The sequence below is a fragment of the Saccharothrix sp. ALI-22-I genome, from assembly GCF_001984175.1.
Taxonomy (GTDB): Bacteria; Actinomycetota; Actinomycetes; order Mycobacteriales; family Pseudonocardiaceae; genus Actinosynnema.
Genome location: NZ_MTQP01000027.1, coordinates 25170 through 41386, shown reverse-complemented (window position 1 = coordinate 41386; position 16217 = coordinate 25170). Strand labels below are relative to the sequence as shown.

Sequence of the window (16217 nt, the reverse complement as noted above, 5' to 3'; positions counted from 1 at the left end):
AGCCCTGATCGCCGGCGAACGCGACCCCAAGCGGTTGGCGCAACTGGCCCGCAGCCGGATGCGCGCCAGGCTCGGCCCGCTGGAGGAGGCGTTCACCGGGCACTTCACCGACCACCACGCGTTCCTGCTGGAGCGGATGCTGGCCCGCGTCGACGCGATCGACGCCGACATCGCCGCCCTGGAGGCCAAGGTCGAGGAGATGGTGCTCCCTTTCGCCCAGGCCACCGCCCGGCTGGATGAGATCCCGGGCATCGGCCCGACCGCCGCCGCGGTGGTCCTCGCCGAGATCGGACCGGACATGGGCCGGTTCCCCACCGCCGGGCACCTGGTCTCATGGGCACGGTTCGCCCCCGGGGTCAAGGAATCCGCCGGCAAAAAGAAGGGCAACGCCGGCACCGGACACGGCAACCGCTACCTGGCCCGCATCCTCGGCGAGGCCGCCGTCGGCGCCGCCCGCACCGACACCTTCCTCGGCGAACGCTACCGACGCCTCGCCAAACGCCGCGGCAAGAAGAAAGCCCTGGTCGCCATCGGCCGCTCCATCCTGATCATCATCTGGCACCTGCTGTCCGACCCCGACACCCGCTACCTCGACCTCGGCCCCGACTTCCACGACAAGCGCGTCGGCGACGACCGCAGGAAACGCAACCACATCCGCCAACTTGAAGCCCTCGGCTACACCGTCACCCTCACCCCGGCAGCCTGACCACCACACACCACCGCCAACCCGGCTTCGCCGGGCGATCCCTGGCTGCCCGGTCACGGCGATTTTCGGACTAGTGGTGTGTCTCGGAGGGTTGACCCGGTAACTGGGGCCGCAAAGGACCCGGTGGGGTTGCGGCGGGCGATCGCGGCGTTGATGTCCGGCCAGGGCATGCCCGGATTGACCTGTGGGCGATGCGTCAGCCCGGAGGCAGGTTTTCTGCCAAGTCGTTCGTTCCCGGTCGGATCGGATTCCGAGGAGTCTTGGAACGCTGGAAGAGCTCACTCCGGGCGCTGTGTCCGTCGAGGCGGGACGTTGTTGTTGTGGTGGAAGACGTTCGTCGGGTCGTACCGGGTTTTCAGGTCGACCAGCTTCGCCCACGTTTCGGTGCCGTAAGCCTCGCGAACCCGGGCGCGGCCCTCGTCGTCGAGGTGGTTGACGTACGCGCCACCCGCCGACCACGGACGCAGAGCCGTCCAGGCGCTGCGAGCCCAGGCCCGGTGTGGTTCTCCGTCGTCCGAACTGTCCGACCACAACGCGGCCAGCGTCAGCATCGCGGCGGCCTCGCGGAAGCGGAATGCGGTGGAGTCGGGCGGGACTCGCGCGATGGCCCCGCCCATGATCCGCACCAGCGTCTGGTTGAGCGGGGACGTCATCCGTTCTGCCGCTTCGACCAGGGCGTCGACGGCGTCGCCCGACATCGGCCCCAACCATTCCGAGCGGACGTGTGCGGCCAGACCCGGCGGTGTCGCGGCGTCCGCCATCGACTGGAGTGCGGTGTAGCGCAGGGCACCGAAGGTGTCCAGGTGTGCGCCTTCCCGGAGCGTGCGGGTCAGTTCGACGCCCTCGCCGTACGGACCCAGGTAGCCCGCGGCGAGCACGACCACCGGCCTTCCGCGCAGTTCGGCGGGCACGAACGGTTCCGGCGGTGCGGTGATGAGCGCCGCGTTCAGCCCCAAGTCGTCGGGTGCGTGTGCGGCGAGATCGAAAAAGGCGCGCAACGGCTCGCGGTCCAGCGGGTGCATCGCCATCCCGGCGAACAGCGGAACCGGGATCGGGTTCAGCCGGAAGGTGAACCGGGTGACCACGCCGAAGTTGCCGCCGCCACCGCGCAGACCCCACAGCAGGTCCGCGTGGTCGTCCTCGCTCACGTCGAGCACCGTGCCGTCGGCCGTCACGACGCGCGCGGCGACGAGGTTGTCGCAGGCCAGCCCGTATTTCCGGGAGAGCCAGCCGATCCCGCCTCCGAGCGTCAGACCGGCGACCCCGGTGTCGGAGATCTCCCCGCCCGGCACGGCGAGCCCGTGCGCTTCGGTGACGGCGTCCAGCTCCCGCCACAGGACACCCGGACCGACCTGCACCACCCGCCCTTCGACGCGGATCGACTTCATCGGGGAGAGGTCGACGACCAGCCCGCCTTCGCACACGGAGTGGCCGGGAATGCTGTGCCCGCCGCCGCGAACGGCGATCGTCAGCCCGTGCCGCACGCCGAACCGGATCGCAGCCACCACGTCGGCCGTCGACAGACACCGCGCGACGAACGCGGGCCTGCGGTCGACGGCGCCGTTCCACACCCTCCGGGCCTCGTCGTAGCCGTCGTCCCCAGGCCGCAGGAGCAGTCCGGTGAAACCTTCGAACATCGTTGTCATGACTCGACGATCGACCCGGCCGTGAACCCGCCGCCATCCCCGGAATCGGGGGTGCCCACGACGCACAGGAGGGTGATACTGCAGGTCATGCGGGTCCGGTCGGCCCAGCGGGTCGCGGAGGACGTCCGCCGAGCCTGCCGTGTCGCGGGCGGCCCGGTGGCGGTGGAACGCGCCGTCGTCGGCCCCCTGCGCGCGGCCGTGCCGTTCGACGCCTGGTGCGTGCTCACCGTCGACCCCGCCACGGTGATGACCACCGGTGGCTTCCACGAGGAGGGGTTGCCCGCCGAGCACCTCGGCCACCTCGCCGAGATCGAAGCCCGCGGCAGTGACGCCCTCGCACTGGCGGACCTGGCCCGGGGTCGGGGCAACGCCGCCACGCTCAACGGCGCGACCGGCGGACGACCGGAGCGCAGCGAGCGGTACCGCGACATCCTCGTGCCCAGCGGGCTGGCGTACGAGATGCGGCTGCTGTTCCGCTCCGGCCGGGCGGTGTGGGGGGCCATGGTCGCGTTCCGCGGCTCCGACGTCGCCGACTTCTCACCCGCTGAGATCGCACTCGCGGGGCAGGCCACGACGGGTGTCGCCGACATCATGCGCCGCGAGATGGTGCTCGCCGAGATCACCCACCGGCCGATGCCGGACGGACCCGGCCTCGTCCTGGTGAGCGGGGACCTGGAGCGGGTGAGCTGCACCGAGGCCGCCGAGCAGCTGCTCGCCGAGATCGACGACGGACTCGACCCCCGTTCCGGACTGCCGTTCTCGGTGGTGGTGCTGGCCCGACGGGTGCTCGCGAGCGGTCCGGTGCGCAGCAGGCTGCGCACCCGTCGGGGCAGGTGGTTGACCTTGCACGCCGATCGGACGGCGGACCAGGCGTCGATCATCGTCGAACCCACTCGCCCGGTCGAAGTCGCCGCGATCGTCGCCGACGCCTACGGACTGACCCGGCGTGAACGCACCGTGGTGCGGCTGCTGGCCTGCGGGCACTCCCGGCACGAGATCGCGCGTGGGCTGGCAGTGTCACCACACACGGTGGACGACCACATCAAGCACGTCTACGCCAAGCTCGGCGCACGCAGCCGCGCCGAGCTGACCTACCGGCTGTTCTTCGACCAGTACGTGCCGCGTATCCAGGACCAAGTCCCGCTCGGTCGCACCGGCTGGTTCCTCGACTAGCGGCTTGTCACGCAGCCTTGGCCGGGTAACGGGTCCAGGTGCGGATGGGTGAGTCGGTGGCGAAGTTGGTCTCGGGCTGTCCCACCCCGGGACATCGGGGTGTCGGTGTCGAGAACGCGGTGATGCCCCAGTCGGCGGGCGAGGTACGGGCGATCGGACAGATCCGTTGCCGGACCGCCTCTCCGATCGTCCGACTCCGCCCGCCGCTCCATTTCGGGTCCAGCGCCGCGAACCCCCGCTCGTTGAAGCCGTGGACCACATCCCGCACGTAGTCCTCGCCGACCTGCATCAACGAGGTGACGTCCCGGACCGCCAAGCCCTGGCGGGACATGAGCACCGCGATCGCCCGCCGCAACCGCACCGGGTCCTTCGCGGTCCTGGTGACCCGCTGAAGCCTCCGACCCTCCTCCATCGACAACGGCCGCACGAACACACTCGGATGACGAGCCACAACCACCTCCCACACTCGACATCCGGGACAAGCCCGACCCGCTGGCCCCACCGACCGGTTACCGGGTCAACCCTCTGAGACACACCACTAGTTAGTCCAGATCGCCCAGCGTGATCTCGGCCGTGCCGCTGTCGGCCGGTCGGCTCGGCGTGCCCAGCTTCGCCACGATCTTCTCGGCGGCGGCCTGTGCCGACTCGCACGAGGCGGTGCTGATGTGGACCAGTTCGAGGGCGGTGACGGGAGTGCGGGCCCGTCGGTCCTCCACGATCCCGGTGTCCTGGTCCCACACCACATACACGGAACAGCCGTTGCCCTGCTGGAGGATCACCGCCTTGCGCCCGCCGAGGGCGAGTTCGCCGGCGTTGCCGAGCGCAGCGACCAGACGCGCTGGGTCGCTGTCGAGCACGAAGCTCACCCTGGTCGCGCGGGGAGCCGACGTGCGCGGGGCCTGGGGGTCCGGCTTCGGTCCGGCCTCGCAGGCGAAGACCTCGACCGGGTTGAGTTCGGCGCCTTCGCCGTAGGTGTCCAGCACCGCCGAGGCGGCCGTGCACGGGTCCTGCTCGGCCAGGCTCAACCGCGGGGTGGTGCGGCCGTCGGCGCGCTCGGGCGGGTCGCTCCACAACGCCGCGGTCTCGGTGAGGTACTCCGTGGCCACCTGGCACGGTTTCTTCGCGGGCGTGCCCGCGCCCGTGGGGGAGACCAGCAGTTCGAGGGTCCGCAGGTCGTCCAGCGGTTTGGACAGCGTGCAGTTGCGCTCGGTCTCGCGCTGGTACACCTCGACCGCGCCCAGTGTCCGCTCCGGCAACTCCCGGCGCTCGGGGGACAGCAGCCGCGCGCCGACTTCCAGCTTGAGCCGCCACGTCGTGCGGTTCTCGGCGCTGTGCAGGTGCAGTTCACAATGGTTGAGACCGTCGGAGGTGGCCAGGATCGAGTCACCGAGGTCACCGGTGACCTTCTCGGCGGCCTCGATGTCGTGCAGCCCGCACGCGTCGATCGTGCGATAGGTCCCCAGCGCCGCCGCGGCCTCGCGGTCCTTGTCGGGGATCGCCGGTTGGCTCTGCGGTGCCTGCCGGTTCCGGCTGCCTGGCGTCGGGCTGTCCGACGGCGAGGCGCCGCCACCGGCGCACGCCGACAGCAACGCCACGGCCGGCACCGCCCACAGGTATCTGATCATGTCCTCGTTCCCCCTTGATCGGACTGTGTGGTGATCGACCTGCACGGTTCCTGTGCCGGCCCTGCCGGGCGCCCGTCGCGGACCCGCGACGTTCGGCGCGTCATGCGAGCGGGGCGGGTCCAGGGCCCCGCCTCCCGCCGGTGCCGCCCGACTCCCGGCCCCGCGCGGGTTCGCCGAAGACGGCGCCGGGCCCCGGCCTGCCGCCGTGGTCGCGCGTCGGTGCACCGCCCGCCAACGGCCGGTTCGCGCGGTGTCGCCGTTGTCGCCGTAGAGCTCTCCCCACAGCCACATCGTGGCGATCGTGGTGATGGCGTCGGCACGGTGCAGCGTCTCCAGGAGGTCGTCGAGGTCGCCGAGGTCGACCCGGCGGTGAGTGCCGGCCGCGTCGATCTCGGCGACGACGAGGTCGACGGTCTCGTCCGGGCACGAACCCGATCCGCAGTCCGGAGATGCTGATCCGGGTGGCCGGCAGGACATCCAGAGAGGTGTGTGCGGCGGCCACGACGTGCCAGTCCACGATCCTTGCGTAGGCGGCGGGCGCGACAGGCCGGCCGTCGATGCGGGCGGTGTGGTCGGCGGCGAGACGGACCACGCCGAGGGCGTCGGCGAGGAACTCCGCGGTCGGGCGCAGTCGAGCGGCCACGTGCTGCCGGTCGGGGCCGGGGAAGCGCGCCGCGTCCAGGGCGCGGGGTGGCGGAAGGCGGGTGGCGGACAGGCGGGCGATCTCGGCGTCGACCTGGTCGCGCGAGTGCCGCACGTGATCGTGGGTGACGATGCCGCCGGGCAGGCCGAGGGCGATCCCGAGACCGGCGATCGCCTTCGGGGAGGCGGGGCGGTGTGGTTCCCAGTAGGTCTTGCCGATCTCCGGGGCGGCCAGGCGGGCGTCCGGTGACCACGGTCCGCGCAGTTCGGCCAGCGCACGCGAGCACAGGGTGTGCAGTTGTTCCAGACGCGGGTCGGGCAGGGAGCCGGCCGGCCGGGCGTGTTCCGCGTGGAGGGTGTCGATGTCGGCGAACACGGCAAGCTGGACCCAGTGGGCCAGGTCGCGGGCGCCTTCGGCGAGCGGGTCGGGTTCGCCCTCGATGGTGCCGTCGTCGGCGAACCGGCCGGGAGTGCGGCGCAGTTCGCGGTGCAGGATCTCCACGACCCGCGGCGGCGCGCCCAGGTCGGTGTAGAGGGCGGCGGGGTGGACGTCGGCTTGTTGCAGCACCCACAGTTCGCCGACGACGGTGTAGACGCCGAGCAGGCAGCGGGCGTCCTCCATGACGGGGTCGAGGCGGCTGTCCGGGTCGTAGGTCTGGCCGTGCCATGGCGGGCGGGTCGACCTGTGCAGCGCGGCGCGGTGCCGGCGCTGCCGGATTTCGCGTGTGGCGGTCGTGTCGTGGTGGCCGGAGGTCAGCGAGGCGATCACCAGCTCCGGCAGTGGTGTCGCGGCGTGGCCGGTGCTCATCGTCGCCTCTGGTGGGAGGAGGTCTGTCCTGGTGGGACGGTGATGGTGGGCCGTTGCCCCATCGACCCGATCGCGGTGGCGGCCGTGGTGTGGATCGCGCGGTGCACGGCGTATCGGGCGATCCTGGCGACCGCGTCGGGACTGCCGAGCACGTCGAGCAGGCCGTGGAGCCGGCGGAAGTCGAAGCGGGCACTTACCCCGGCGGCGTTGATCTCGGCCACCACGGGGCGGGCGAGGTCGAAGCGGGTGGTCATCGTCCCGGCGGCGTTGAGCTCGTGCATCTCGACGCGGGCGTTGGCGTCGGGCCGGAAGTCGATGGTCAGCCCGGCCACGGTGATGGTGGTGCTGGGCAGTGCCCGCTGTACCGCCACGTCCGGCTTGCTCGTGATCATCTCGTGCCACGGTCCGGCCGCGTAGTGCTCGCTGAGCACATGGCCGCGCATGTCGCCGGGGACCGGGCGGCCGTCGACACGCATGAGGTCGTCGGCGGCGATCCGGGTGACCGCCAGCGCCGCGGTGAAGAAGCCCGCGACGTGGTTGCCGGCGGTGTCGGCCAGGCTCCCCGCCTCGGGCTGCGCGGCCGTCGATCCGTCCTGCAGGGCCGTGGTGCCGGTCAGGCGGGCGATCTCGGCGGCGAGTTCGGCTCGCACCGCCTGGCGTGCGGTGGCGAGTTCCGCCTCGGCGTCGGCCGCCGGTAGCCCGGGGCGGCCCAGGGCGATGTCGAAGCCGGTGACGACCGGCGTGCCCGTGGACTGGTGAGGCCGGTGGTAGTCCTTGCCGAGACCGGGGCCGGCCAGGGCGTGCTCCAGTGCCCAGGGCCCGTGTAGTCGGGGCAGGGCTTCGGAGCACAGCAGGCGCTGCTCACGCAGCGAGTCCTCGTGCAGGCTCCCGGCCCACCGCAGCAGCTGGTCGTGCAGCTGGTCGGGGGCGGCGAACAGGGCCAGTTCCACCGCGCGGGACAGGTACCAGGCTCCGGCGCCCAGCGGGTCCGGGACCGGCGCGCCGTTCTCCAGGTGCGTCTCGTGGCGGGTGGCTTCGCGGTGCAGCACGTCGTGCACCCGCGCGGTGTGCTCGGGCGTGGCGTAGAGGTTCTCGGGTTCGACCTCCGCCTCCTGCAGCACCCACCGCTCGTAGATCAGGGTGAGCGCGCCCAGGTAGGCGCGGGCGGGTTCGAGGTCGGCCGGGTCGTAGCCGGCGGCGGACGCGGCCCGCTGCGCCGTGGCGGGATCCAGGCGGGTGAAGCCGTCGCCGGCGCGCTCGACTGCGGTGTCCCGGAGTTCGCTCGCGTGTTCGGCCCTTTCCCAGCGGCGGCGCAGTTCGGCGGCGCCGGCCGCGCGGTCGGGGTGGTCGCGTGTCAGGGAGGCGAGCACCAGCTCGATCGCCGCGGCGGTGGACGGGTCGTCGATCATGTCAGCTCCAGCGGGGCGCGCCGGCCGGCCGGGCGTGGGACGCCCACCGCGGTCCAGAGGTGCACGACGCCACCGGGTGCCGGGTACTGGAGCGTCAGGCCGTGCTCGACCGACACCTCCCGCTCACCGGTGACGGCGGCGGTGTCGGGGGCGGGGGCGGTGTCGGTGCCGGGGTCGAGGTGGCGGCCGTAGAGGATCCACGCGCCGTGGTCGGCGGCCGAACGCAGGAACACCGCCAGGTCCATCGGGGTGTCGGTGCCCGGTCCGACCGGCGCGGTGACCGGAGCACCGGCGAGCAACCCCGGCCACAGCGACAGGCGGGGGTCGGTCGCGTGTACGAGTTCGACCAGCAGGTGCCACCGGCGGGCCCGGGGCGTCGTGGGCCCTGCCTCGGACGCGGGATGCCGGTGGGTGACGAGGTGCGCTCTCATGGTGTTCTCCTGGTGTGGTTGTCTCCGGTGTCGCGGTCAGCGGCGTGGGACGGGCGTGGGCGGCGCGGCGGGCGCGGGTGCGCGGTGCGGCCGGCGTGCCGGTTGCGCCGAAGTGACCTGGGCCGCGGTGGCGGGCGCGGTGGTGACCGGCGCGGTGGTGACCGGCGCGGGGACGTCGCCGTATCGCGAGACGAGACGTCCCACGGTGGTGATCGCATTGGGGCGGGGTTGGAGCAGCGTGTCCAGAACAGCGGGAAGCCGGTGTGCGGGGAAGCGCAGTACTGCCTGGTCGGCCCGGATGTCGACGACGACGGCACCCACGGTGCGGTCGAAGGCGTGGTCTATGCGCAGGCCCGCGACCGTGATGGTGGTGGTGGGCACCGCGCTGGGTGTACGCGCTGCGGCGGCCTCGCGATGCAGGCCCAGGACACGGTCGCGCAGGTCGCGGGCGACGGGCCGGCCGTCGACGCGCAGGTCGCTGTCGGCGGCCAGGGCCACCATGCCCAGCGCCTCGACGAGGAACGCGACCTCCTCCCGCCGGCGCTGCGTCCGCTCGTCGACTCCGGCGGCGGGTGGTGGAGGATGCGCGGCGGCCGCGGCGGCGATCTCGGCGCGTGTCGCCGCGCGCGCCCGGTCGAGTTCCGCCCTGGTGATCGTGTCGCCGGGACGGCCGAGGGCGACGTCGAGCGTGGGCAGCGTGTCCCAGCTCGCCGCGTCGCGGAACAGGTAGGGCTGTTTGCCCAGGCCCGGTACGGCCAGCGCCTGCTGCAGCGTCCACGGACCGTGCAGGCGGGCGAGCGCGTCGGTGCACACCCAGGCGCACTGCTCCAACAGGGCCGTGGCCATGTGGCCCGCCTGGCGGGTCTGGTCGTCGTAGAGGGCGCGCGGTTCACGCAACAGCGCCAGATCCGTCCAGTGGGCCATGTGGCGTGCGGCCAGTCCGACCGGGTTGTACCCCTCGGCTCGCGCGGTCTCGCGCTCCAGCACGGCGATCACCTGCCGGGCGGCGTCGGGCTCGGCGTAGAGCCGCTCGGGACGCACACCGGCTTCCTGGAGAACCCACAGGCTGTGGATCTCGGTGAGCGCGCCCAGGTAGCAGCGGGCGCTCTCGACGGTGGACGCGACGGAAGCCGAGTCCTGCGGTGACCGGTTCACCATGGGCGTCGTGGACGTGGGGGCCTGCGGCCGGACAGTTGCGGGCGTGGGCGGTGACACCGTGGAGCGGAGCGCCGTGGCGAGATCCCAGCGGCGCTGGATCTCGGCGCGGTGCTCGGCCTCGTCCGGGTGTCCCGGGGTGAGTGCGGCGGGCACCAGTTGGATCATCGGCGCGTCGGTCAGGTCGGCCATGGGTCACCTCGCCGCCGGGGTGGACGCGGGAGCGGTCCGCGAGCCGAGAACTCGTCGGCAAGCCAGGGCATCGGGATGGGCTGGCAGGGAAGGGGGCCTGCTGCTCGGCTCATGGGATGTGCGTGCCAGGCGTCCCCTCGACGGCGCCGGTCCGCACGCTCTGCGGTGGTCGGGTCAGCGGGCCTGGAGCCCGAGGAACACGCCGTCGATAGGGGAGTCCGGGCCATCGCCCTGGATCTGGGACCGGATGCGGCCCGAGTCGGGCTCCGCCGGGGGTCCACCGTCTCGGCCGCAGCCGTGGGAGACTGCTCCGCAGGCGGCTCCTTCCCCCGCGGTTGCCCGTACACGCGGTCGCCACCAACAGCACGGTGTCCAACGCGAGCACCCTGACCGACTTGATCATTCCCATCCCCCGATGAGCTGTGGATTCGTTGAGCGGGTCCCGCAGCTGCGTTCGGCAGGCGATCCGCGCGTGGCGCACGGCCTGCGGGGCAGCCCGGATTCGGTTACGGCTAGGTCAAACCGGACAAGTGGTCCGGGACTCACGCCGATCGTGTTGGCCTCTGCCGCGTCGGGCACACCGGGTCACGCCGAGAGCATCAACGCCAGCAGGATCACGAGAATCGCGACTACGAGCAGGAATCTGCGTGCCGCCACTGGCACCCTGGTAGGGGTGTCCTCCCATACCGAGACGCGTGGCGCGTTCTCGGGCAGGATGTCGTCCAAGCGCTCTTGACTGAGCGATCTCATTGCCGCCACGTCCCCCAACGTGGTTTGACGGACGTTGTGCAAGGAGCTTCGATGCTCTTCGTAGGCGCCCGTGACGTCGAGTCGGCATCCTGCGGATGCGGCTTTGTGTCCGCTCGTGGCCACCAGTTGTCGGCGCGCCGAGCGGTCACTTAACCGGACACGTACCGTATCCCGACCCGTTCAGTACCCCCTGTACTGAACGTAATCAGACTTTGCCTTACGGGCGCACGTGGAGTCAACGACCTGCGAAAACAACTACAGAGGTCGTGCGATTTGGGTACGCACTGTAATCTTGGGTTGTGGGTTGCTGTGACGCTGGACGGGGTGCATCGGGCCGGGACACGGCGGGAGCTGATGCCCGGATGCGCTGTTCCTCGTGACCGCGGGATATGCGAACTGGTAGAGCCGGTCCACGCCTCCGCCCGTGGAGGCCGGATGGCTCGTTTGTTCACCATCTATGTTTGAAAACCTGTCTGCGGACTGCGGGGATGTCGCCTTCCCCCGTAGTGTGATTGTGGAACCCGCGGGCGTTGGACATTCTCCCGACGCAGGCCTCGAATGCGGCAGCCTCCTCCACCAAGCCCGTTGACGGTAGCCGCCCGGCACCAGGCCAAGCAGGCACTCTGAGCGGTGCGCTGCCGGGTACGGCCGGGCCCGGCCTACCGGTCACCGACCGTCCGCAGCGGGAACACCCGCACCTGCCCGTGACGTGGCAAGAGTCGTGGTCGGCGGGTGGGAGGCGGTAGTCGGGTGGTGAGCGTGAGGGTGTCGTGGTCGCAGGCGGTGGCCTGTGCCGAGCGGCTGCGGTCCTGGTACGAGGAGGTGTCGCCGTCGCCATCAGGGTGGGGCGGCGAAGCCGGGTACCGATCCACAGTGGAGCGGTTGGCGCTGGTCGTGTATGCGGTCGCAGGGGGGACCGGGCAGGACCCGGACGCGGTGTCGGAGTCGCTGTGGGCTTCCCGGTTGCGGTACCGATTCGACGACCGGGACAGCTTCACCGGGTGGCTGGGCGGGCGGCTGAACGCGATGGGGCACCCGGTGGATCCTGTGGAGATACCGGAGTGCCTCCGCGGCGCAGCCGCCGACGCGCAGGCGGCCGACATGCTGTTGGCCGCGCTCCGGGCGGAGTCGGACCCGCGGTCGGACGATCCGGTGGCGGCGCGGTGGCGGTCGGACACGGTGGTGACGGCGGGCTCGTCGGAGACGACCGACGGCATGGTCGTGACGGACCCGTACGACTGCGCGTTGTGCGGTACCGGTTGGTGATGGTCCGCCAGCTGGACGCGGTGTTGCTGCTGGAGCGGGGTGGCTGGCTACCAGGGACGCGGGGGTGCCGCACTGGATCGGCAAGGACGGGCGGCTGGCCGCCGAGGCCGGTGTGTCCGGCGACCTGGACGCCGCCTGGGCACGGCCGCATGTGCTGTTGCGGCCCATGGTGCCGGCCGTGGACGCGGGACCAACCGGATCCAGGCAACCGGGGACCGGGGACATCGTGGAAACCGTGGTCAAGGGCTCTCGGGTGTGATCAGGGCGGGGCCGAGCAGATCATGCACCCAGGCGGGCAGCGCGGCCAGGACGTTGCGCCGCCAGACGGGTGGGGTGCCGTCACGGCCCAGGTGCACGGTGGGGTGGCGCAGCCACGGCATCACCGGCCGGGTGAAGGCGCGCAGCACGGCCAACTGGACCCGCAGGCTGGGTTCGTCGCCGGAGGAACGACGTCGGGGGTGCGCGGTGATCCTGCCGAAGGCGATGTTCGTGCGCCGTCCCTGCGCGTCGAACATGATCTGACCGGCGGGCCCCGGGATCAGCAGGCCGTGGTCGAGTTCGGCGGCGTTGAGGTGGACGCGGACGTTCTCCACCCGCGGTCCGGATCCCGAGTCGGGGGCGTGGACGGTGGCCAGCCACCCGGTGTCGGGGTTGACCAGCACCACGTCCACCCCGTCGGGGCCTGCGGCGAGCACACCGGTGGCATCGGGCGGGGTCCAGGTCGGCACCGTGCGCACATGGAGGAAACCCTCCTGGCGCAGCACGTCCTCGACGTCCGCGAGGGTGGAGTCCGGGCCGAGTCCGTCGAGGACCTCGCGTTGCCGGAGCGTGCACCAGCGCATCGCCCGGAGCCAGTTCCGCAGCTCGTCGCGGGCGGTGCCGGTGACGAGCTCCCGGTCCGGGTCGCACCACGGTGCCAGGTCCGGTATCGGCCGGTTCCTTCGTGCCTGCTCGGCCTGCAACAGGTCCCGGCTGGTCGGCGGCTTCTCGTCCACGCCGAGGTACGCGCCGGCGACGAGGCGTTCCGCGACCCGTCGCGGTGTCGAGTCGCCGCACTCGGACAGTTCCCGGTCGCGCAGCTGCCACAATCGGTTGATGGCCGCCGCCCGGTCCGGGTCGACGTCGGCGGGCACCCCCGGAACCCCGCTGCCGGTCGGCCCGGATGCCGTGCCGGCCGCCGACGCGACCCCGGCGTGCGGCAGCGGCTTCGGCTCCGTGTCCCGGTCGACCACCGGGACGACGTCACCTTTGTCGGTGACGTGTTTGTCGGTGACGTGCGGGTCCGTCGACTCCGTGGCCGGCGGCTCCGGCAGGGCCACGGGGGTGGGGTCGGGGAACGGGTCCAGGTCCAGCACGAGCGCCGACGCGGGGACCGGGCCGGGAGCGTCCGCGGCGGCCCGGCCGGTGGACAGGCTGCGGTGGCGCAGTCGGTACGCGCGCGGCGGCCCGTCGGCCAGGCGGTGCCGCTCGTGGTCGAGTTCCCATACCGGGGAAAGGACTTCCGCCCGGTCGCCGGACACCCCGGCTTCGGCGGGCAGCCGCCCGTCCGGGCCGATCCAGTGAGGCACCCCGCGTGTGCGTACCCGCGTTCCCGGCAGCCAGCCGCCCCGCTCCACGTGCAGCGCCGCGTCCAGTCGGCCGATCATCACCGGCCGGTGCTGCCACAGCGGGCAGTCGTACGGGAAGGTCACGGTCACGCCGTCGGTCGTCTCCGCCGAGCTTGCCGTCACGATCGTGTCCGACCGCCAGCGTGCCGCCACCGGGTCGTCCGACCGCGGGTCCGACTCCGCATAGAGGGCGGCCAGGTGCATGTCGGTGGCCTGCGCGTCGGCGTATCCGCCGCGGAGGCGTTCCGGCATCTCCAACGGCTTCACCGGGTGTCCCATCGCGATCAGCTGGCCGCCCAGCCATTCGGTGAAGGCGTCCCGGTCGTCGAGTCGGTACCTCAACCGGGAAGCCCACTCCGACTCCGGCACCGCGTCGGGGTCCTCTCCGGTTTCCCCGGCGATCGCGTACACGACCAGCGCCCACCGCTCCACCGTCGACCGGTACGCGGCGTCGCCGAGCGGCCGCGACGGCGACACCGCCTCGCATCCGGACTGCAGCCGCTGCGCGCACGTCACCGCCTGCGACCACGACACCCGTACGGTCACCACCCCACCACCGCCTCCGTCCCGGCCACCACACGACACGGCCCGCGTCCCCGTGCGACGGAGCCCAGGGTGACCACACCGCTACAGTAGCGGCGCTGCGGTGACGATCCGGCGATTTCGAGCAGGACCCGCGAGGAGCTTCCATGATCACGTTGATGTCGGTGAACGCGTTGGACCTGTACGGCAGCGACGATCCGGCCGAGGAAGCACGGTTCGCCGGCCTGGAAGCCCTGATCCGCGACCGGGACGCCGATGTGATCGCCGTGCAGGAGATCATCTCCACCGGAGAGGACCACAAGGACAAGTGCCCGGGTGCCGTCGCGGGCTTGCGTCGACTCGCCGAAGCCGTCGGCCGTCGCTGCGAGGTGGCCGGGGAACCGGCGGTCGCGGTGGGCGGGATCATCCACCACACCGGGCTGCTGTGGCGCGACGGGATCGAGCCGGTGCCCGGCACCCTGCATCCGCTGACCCGGGAAGGCGCGGGGATGTGGCACTGCGCCGTCGCCGCGGTGTTCGACCTCGGCGGGCCGAAGGCCCGTATCGGATCCGTCCAGCTCTCGCCGTTCGATCAGACCTGGGCCCGGATGGACACCAGCCAGTTGCTGCGCGTCTTCAACCGCGACGACATCCCGGGATTCCTGGGCGGGGACTTCAACGGCATCGGCGCCCAACAGGTCGTCGACGAGGACGGCTACAGCTGGTACGACCACGACCCCTACGTCGGCAGGTCCGCCCCGCCGTGGCATCCCGACCACGCCTATCAGCTGGGTGAGGACGGCCTGGTCGACCGCCAGGCCGCCGTCCGGCTCGAACACCCCCGGCTGGGCCGGATGCGTGACTGCGCCGTCATCACCGGCACCGGGTGGATCCCGACGACCGGGTTCCACCCGGCCGACAGGAACCCCGATCGACGAATCGACCGCTGGTATGCCACCCACCACGCCCCGGACGCCGCGATCGCCGCCTACCGGGTGGTGCCGTTGGAGCAGGTCAGGATTCTGATCGACGACCGGCCGGTCGAGTTGACCGATCACAATCCGATCGAAGTCGACGTCGACGAGCACGCGCTGGCCGGCGGCGCGGACGCACGACCCTGGAACGCCTCCGATCGCGCTTGATATGGCACGGGCCTCTGATACGGAGGACCTCGACGGAAAGCCCCGAACCGGCCTTCTGACCTCCAACCGGCGAACCGACAGAACATCACGGAAGGGCTGTACCGGGTACTACGACCCCGCACTCTCCCGCATCCGCACCCTTGACTGAGTGACCATCCTCTGTCGACAACCGGCGGCGGTGGCTGTACCCGACGCTCCTCGACGGCGCTGCGCAGCTGGTTGACCAGCGTGGTGTCGGACTTGAGCTGGGCGGCGGAGGTGACCGCTGTCGACTTGAGCGCGACGTCGATCGGCGCGGTGGTGCTCTCGGTGTAGGCGAGGTTCTCGGTGTAGACGAACTTGTCGCAGGCCGCGACGAACGGCTTGGGCGTCTTGCGTTCGCCGAACCCGTACACGGTGAGGCCGGACTCGCGAAGACGCGCGGCCTTCTCCGGACTAGATCTTGCCCGAATTGACCCGTTCCCTAGTCGGGATCGCTCGTTCGTGTCACGGTGTCCGTGACTACGGTCCGTGTGTGGCCACTACATCTTCCGCTGATAGTACGCGTACGGCCCTGGATCTGGTCGCCGAGGCGATCACTCGGCTGCGGTCGACAGATCCGACCGACACGGCGGCGTCGTTGCTGGCTGCGTGGCACGGCTTCGGCACTGCGGAGGCGGCGGGCGGGTTCCTCGCACAGGACAACGCGGATGACGCCGTGCTGGCCCGGAATGCCCGCCCGGTGATGGCGGCCGTGGCCACGCGGCTGCGCGACGCGCCGTCCTTGCCCTATACCGACGAGGTCGTCGAGACCGTGGACGGCCTGGTCCCCGACGACTTCCGGATTCCCGTCGACGACCGGGCAGCCGTCCACCACGACCCGGACCAGCCGGTGGACCGATCCGCAGCGGGGATTGTGCGCCGCGCCATCCTGGCGTTGGCGCTGGAGCTGAACACGTTGCTGCCGCAGGTGGCCGAGCACGCCGCGGATCCCGCTGACCGGGTCGCGTGCGAACACGGCACCCGGCTCGCCTACGAACTCGGGCGCTGTTGGGAAGGCCGGCTGAGCTCCTTCCTCGGCAGCTCCCGCGACCTGGGCGCGGCTGGTCGACCTCGTCGGCAACCGAGCAAGAACACCAAGCGCGCGAAGAAGAGGACCTGACT

Annotated in this window: 15 protein-coding genes; 6 read left to right on the top strand and 9 right to left on the bottom strand. The window is 71.6% G+C overall.

The window, feature by feature from the left end; translation table 11 throughout:
* Nucleotides 1-706: transposase (locus ALI22I_RS01940; protein WP_143531894.1), on the top strand; the 706-nt coding region annotated here is incomplete at its 5' end.
* A 278-nt stretch (nucleotides 707-984) separates the two neighbouring features.
* On the opposite strand, the gene ALI22I_RS01935 is transcribed toward ALI22I_RS01940, so the two are convergent.
* A complete protein-coding gene (locus tag ALI22I_RS01935; protein ID WP_077003849.1) occupies nucleotides 985-2352 on the bottom strand; it encodes an FAD-binding oxidoreductase in 1368 nt (455 codons plus the stop codon).
* Nucleotides 2353-2439: 87 nt separating this feature from the next.
* On the opposite strand from ALI22I_RS01935, the gene ALI22I_RS01930 reads away from it, so the two are divergent.
* Nucleotides 2440-3525 carry a helix-turn-helix transcriptional regulator gene (locus ALI22I_RS01930; RefSeq protein WP_143531893.1) on the top strand — a complete coding sequence of 362 codons (1086 nt, stop codon included), beginning with the start codon at nucleotides 2440-2442 and terminating at the stop codon, nucleotides 3523-3525.
* Between the two features lie 7 nt (nucleotides 3526-3532).
* Here the strand turns inward: ALI22I_RS01930 and ALI22I_RS01925 are convergent, their stop codons facing one another.
* The 7 genes from ALI22I_RS01925 to ALI22I_RS50270 form a co-directional block, all read right to left on the bottom strand.
* Nucleotides 3533-3976, bottom strand: a complete 444-nt coding sequence (locus ALI22I_RS01925) for a helix-turn-helix domain-containing protein (RefSeq protein WP_238598013.1) — start codon at nucleotides 3974-3976, stop codon at nucleotides 3533-3535.
* A gap of 91 nt (nucleotides 3977-4067) precedes the next feature.
* On the bottom strand, nucleotides 4068-5150 hold the full coding sequence (locus ALI22I_RS01920) for a hypothetical protein (RefSeq protein WP_077003847.1): 1083 nt from the start codon (nucleotides 5148-5150) through the stop codon (nucleotides 4068-4070).
* Nucleotides 5151-5250: 100 nt separating this feature from the next.
* Nucleotides 5251-6600: a hypothetical protein gene (locus ALI22I_RS01915; RefSeq protein WP_077003846.1), complete on the bottom strand. Its 1350-nt coding sequence runs from the start codon at nucleotides 6598-6600 to the stop codon at nucleotides 5251-5253.
* Entirely contained in the window at nucleotides 6597-8009 is a 1413-nt protein-coding gene (locus ALI22I_RS01910; RefSeq protein ID WP_077003845.1) for a hypothetical protein, read from the bottom strand. The genes ALI22I_RS01915 and ALI22I_RS01910 overlap by 4 nt, the downstream gene beginning before the upstream one ends.
* A complete protein-coding gene (locus ALI22I_RS01905; RefSeq protein ID WP_077003844.1) occupies nucleotides 8006-8440 on the bottom strand; it encodes a hypothetical protein in 435 nt (144 codons plus the stop codon). The genes ALI22I_RS01910 and ALI22I_RS01905 overlap by 4 nt, the downstream gene beginning before the upstream one ends.
* A gap of 36 nt (nucleotides 8441-8476) precedes the next feature.
* On the bottom strand, nucleotides 8477-9787 hold the full coding sequence (locus ALI22I_RS01900; protein WP_077003843.1) for a hypothetical protein: 1311 nt from the start codon (nucleotides 9785-9787) through the stop codon (nucleotides 8477-8479).
* A gap of 585 nt (nucleotides 9788-10372) precedes the next feature.
* Nucleotides 10373-10537, bottom strand: a complete 165-nt coding sequence (locus ALI22I_RS50270) for a hypothetical protein (protein ID WP_179118057.1) — start codon at nucleotides 10535-10537, stop codon at nucleotides 10373-10375.
* Between the two features lie 759 nt (nucleotides 10538-11296).
* On the opposite strand from ALI22I_RS50270, the gene ALI22I_RS01895 reads away from it, so the two are divergent.
* Both ALI22I_RS01895 and ALI22I_RS01890 read left to right on the top strand, forming a co-directional pair.
* Complete coding sequence (locus tag ALI22I_RS01895) at nucleotides 11297-11803, top strand: hypothetical protein (RefSeq protein ID WP_143531892.1); 507 nt, start codon at nucleotides 11297-11299, stop codon at nucleotides 11801-11803.
* Nucleotides 11804-11867: 64 nt separating this feature from the next.
* Nucleotides 11868-12062 (top strand): hypothetical protein, encoded by a 195-nt coding sequence (locus tag ALI22I_RS01890; RefSeq protein WP_077003841.1) that lies wholly within the window; start codon nucleotides 11868-11870, stop codon nucleotides 12060-12062.
* On the opposite strand, the gene ALI22I_RS01885 is transcribed toward ALI22I_RS01890, so the two are convergent.
* Nucleotides 12043-13956 (bottom strand): hypothetical protein, encoded by a 1914-nt coding sequence (locus ALI22I_RS01885; RefSeq protein ID WP_143531891.1) that lies wholly within the window; start codon nucleotides 13954-13956, stop codon nucleotides 12043-12045. The genes ALI22I_RS01890 and ALI22I_RS01885 overlap by 20 nt on opposite strands.
* A gap of 143 nt (nucleotides 13957-14099) precedes the next feature.
* Between ALI22I_RS01885 and ALI22I_RS01880 the strand changes: the two genes are divergently transcribed.
* Together ALI22I_RS01880 and ALI22I_RS01870 are read left to right on the top strand one after the other, a co-directional pair.
* Nucleotides 14100-15074: an endonuclease/exonuclease/phosphatase family protein gene (locus tag ALI22I_RS01880; RefSeq protein ID WP_077003839.1), complete on the top strand. Its 975-nt coding sequence runs from the start codon at nucleotides 14100-14102 to the stop codon at nucleotides 15072-15074.
* A gap of 514 nt (nucleotides 15075-15588) precedes the next feature.
* The gene (locus ALI22I_RS01870; RefSeq protein ID WP_143531890.1) at nucleotides 15589-16215 is read left to right on the top strand and encodes a hypothetical protein; all 627 of its coding nucleotides are present in this window, start codon (nucleotides 15589-15591) and stop codon (nucleotides 16213-16215) included.
* The last annotated feature ends 2 nt before the right edge of the window (nucleotides 16216-16217 follow it).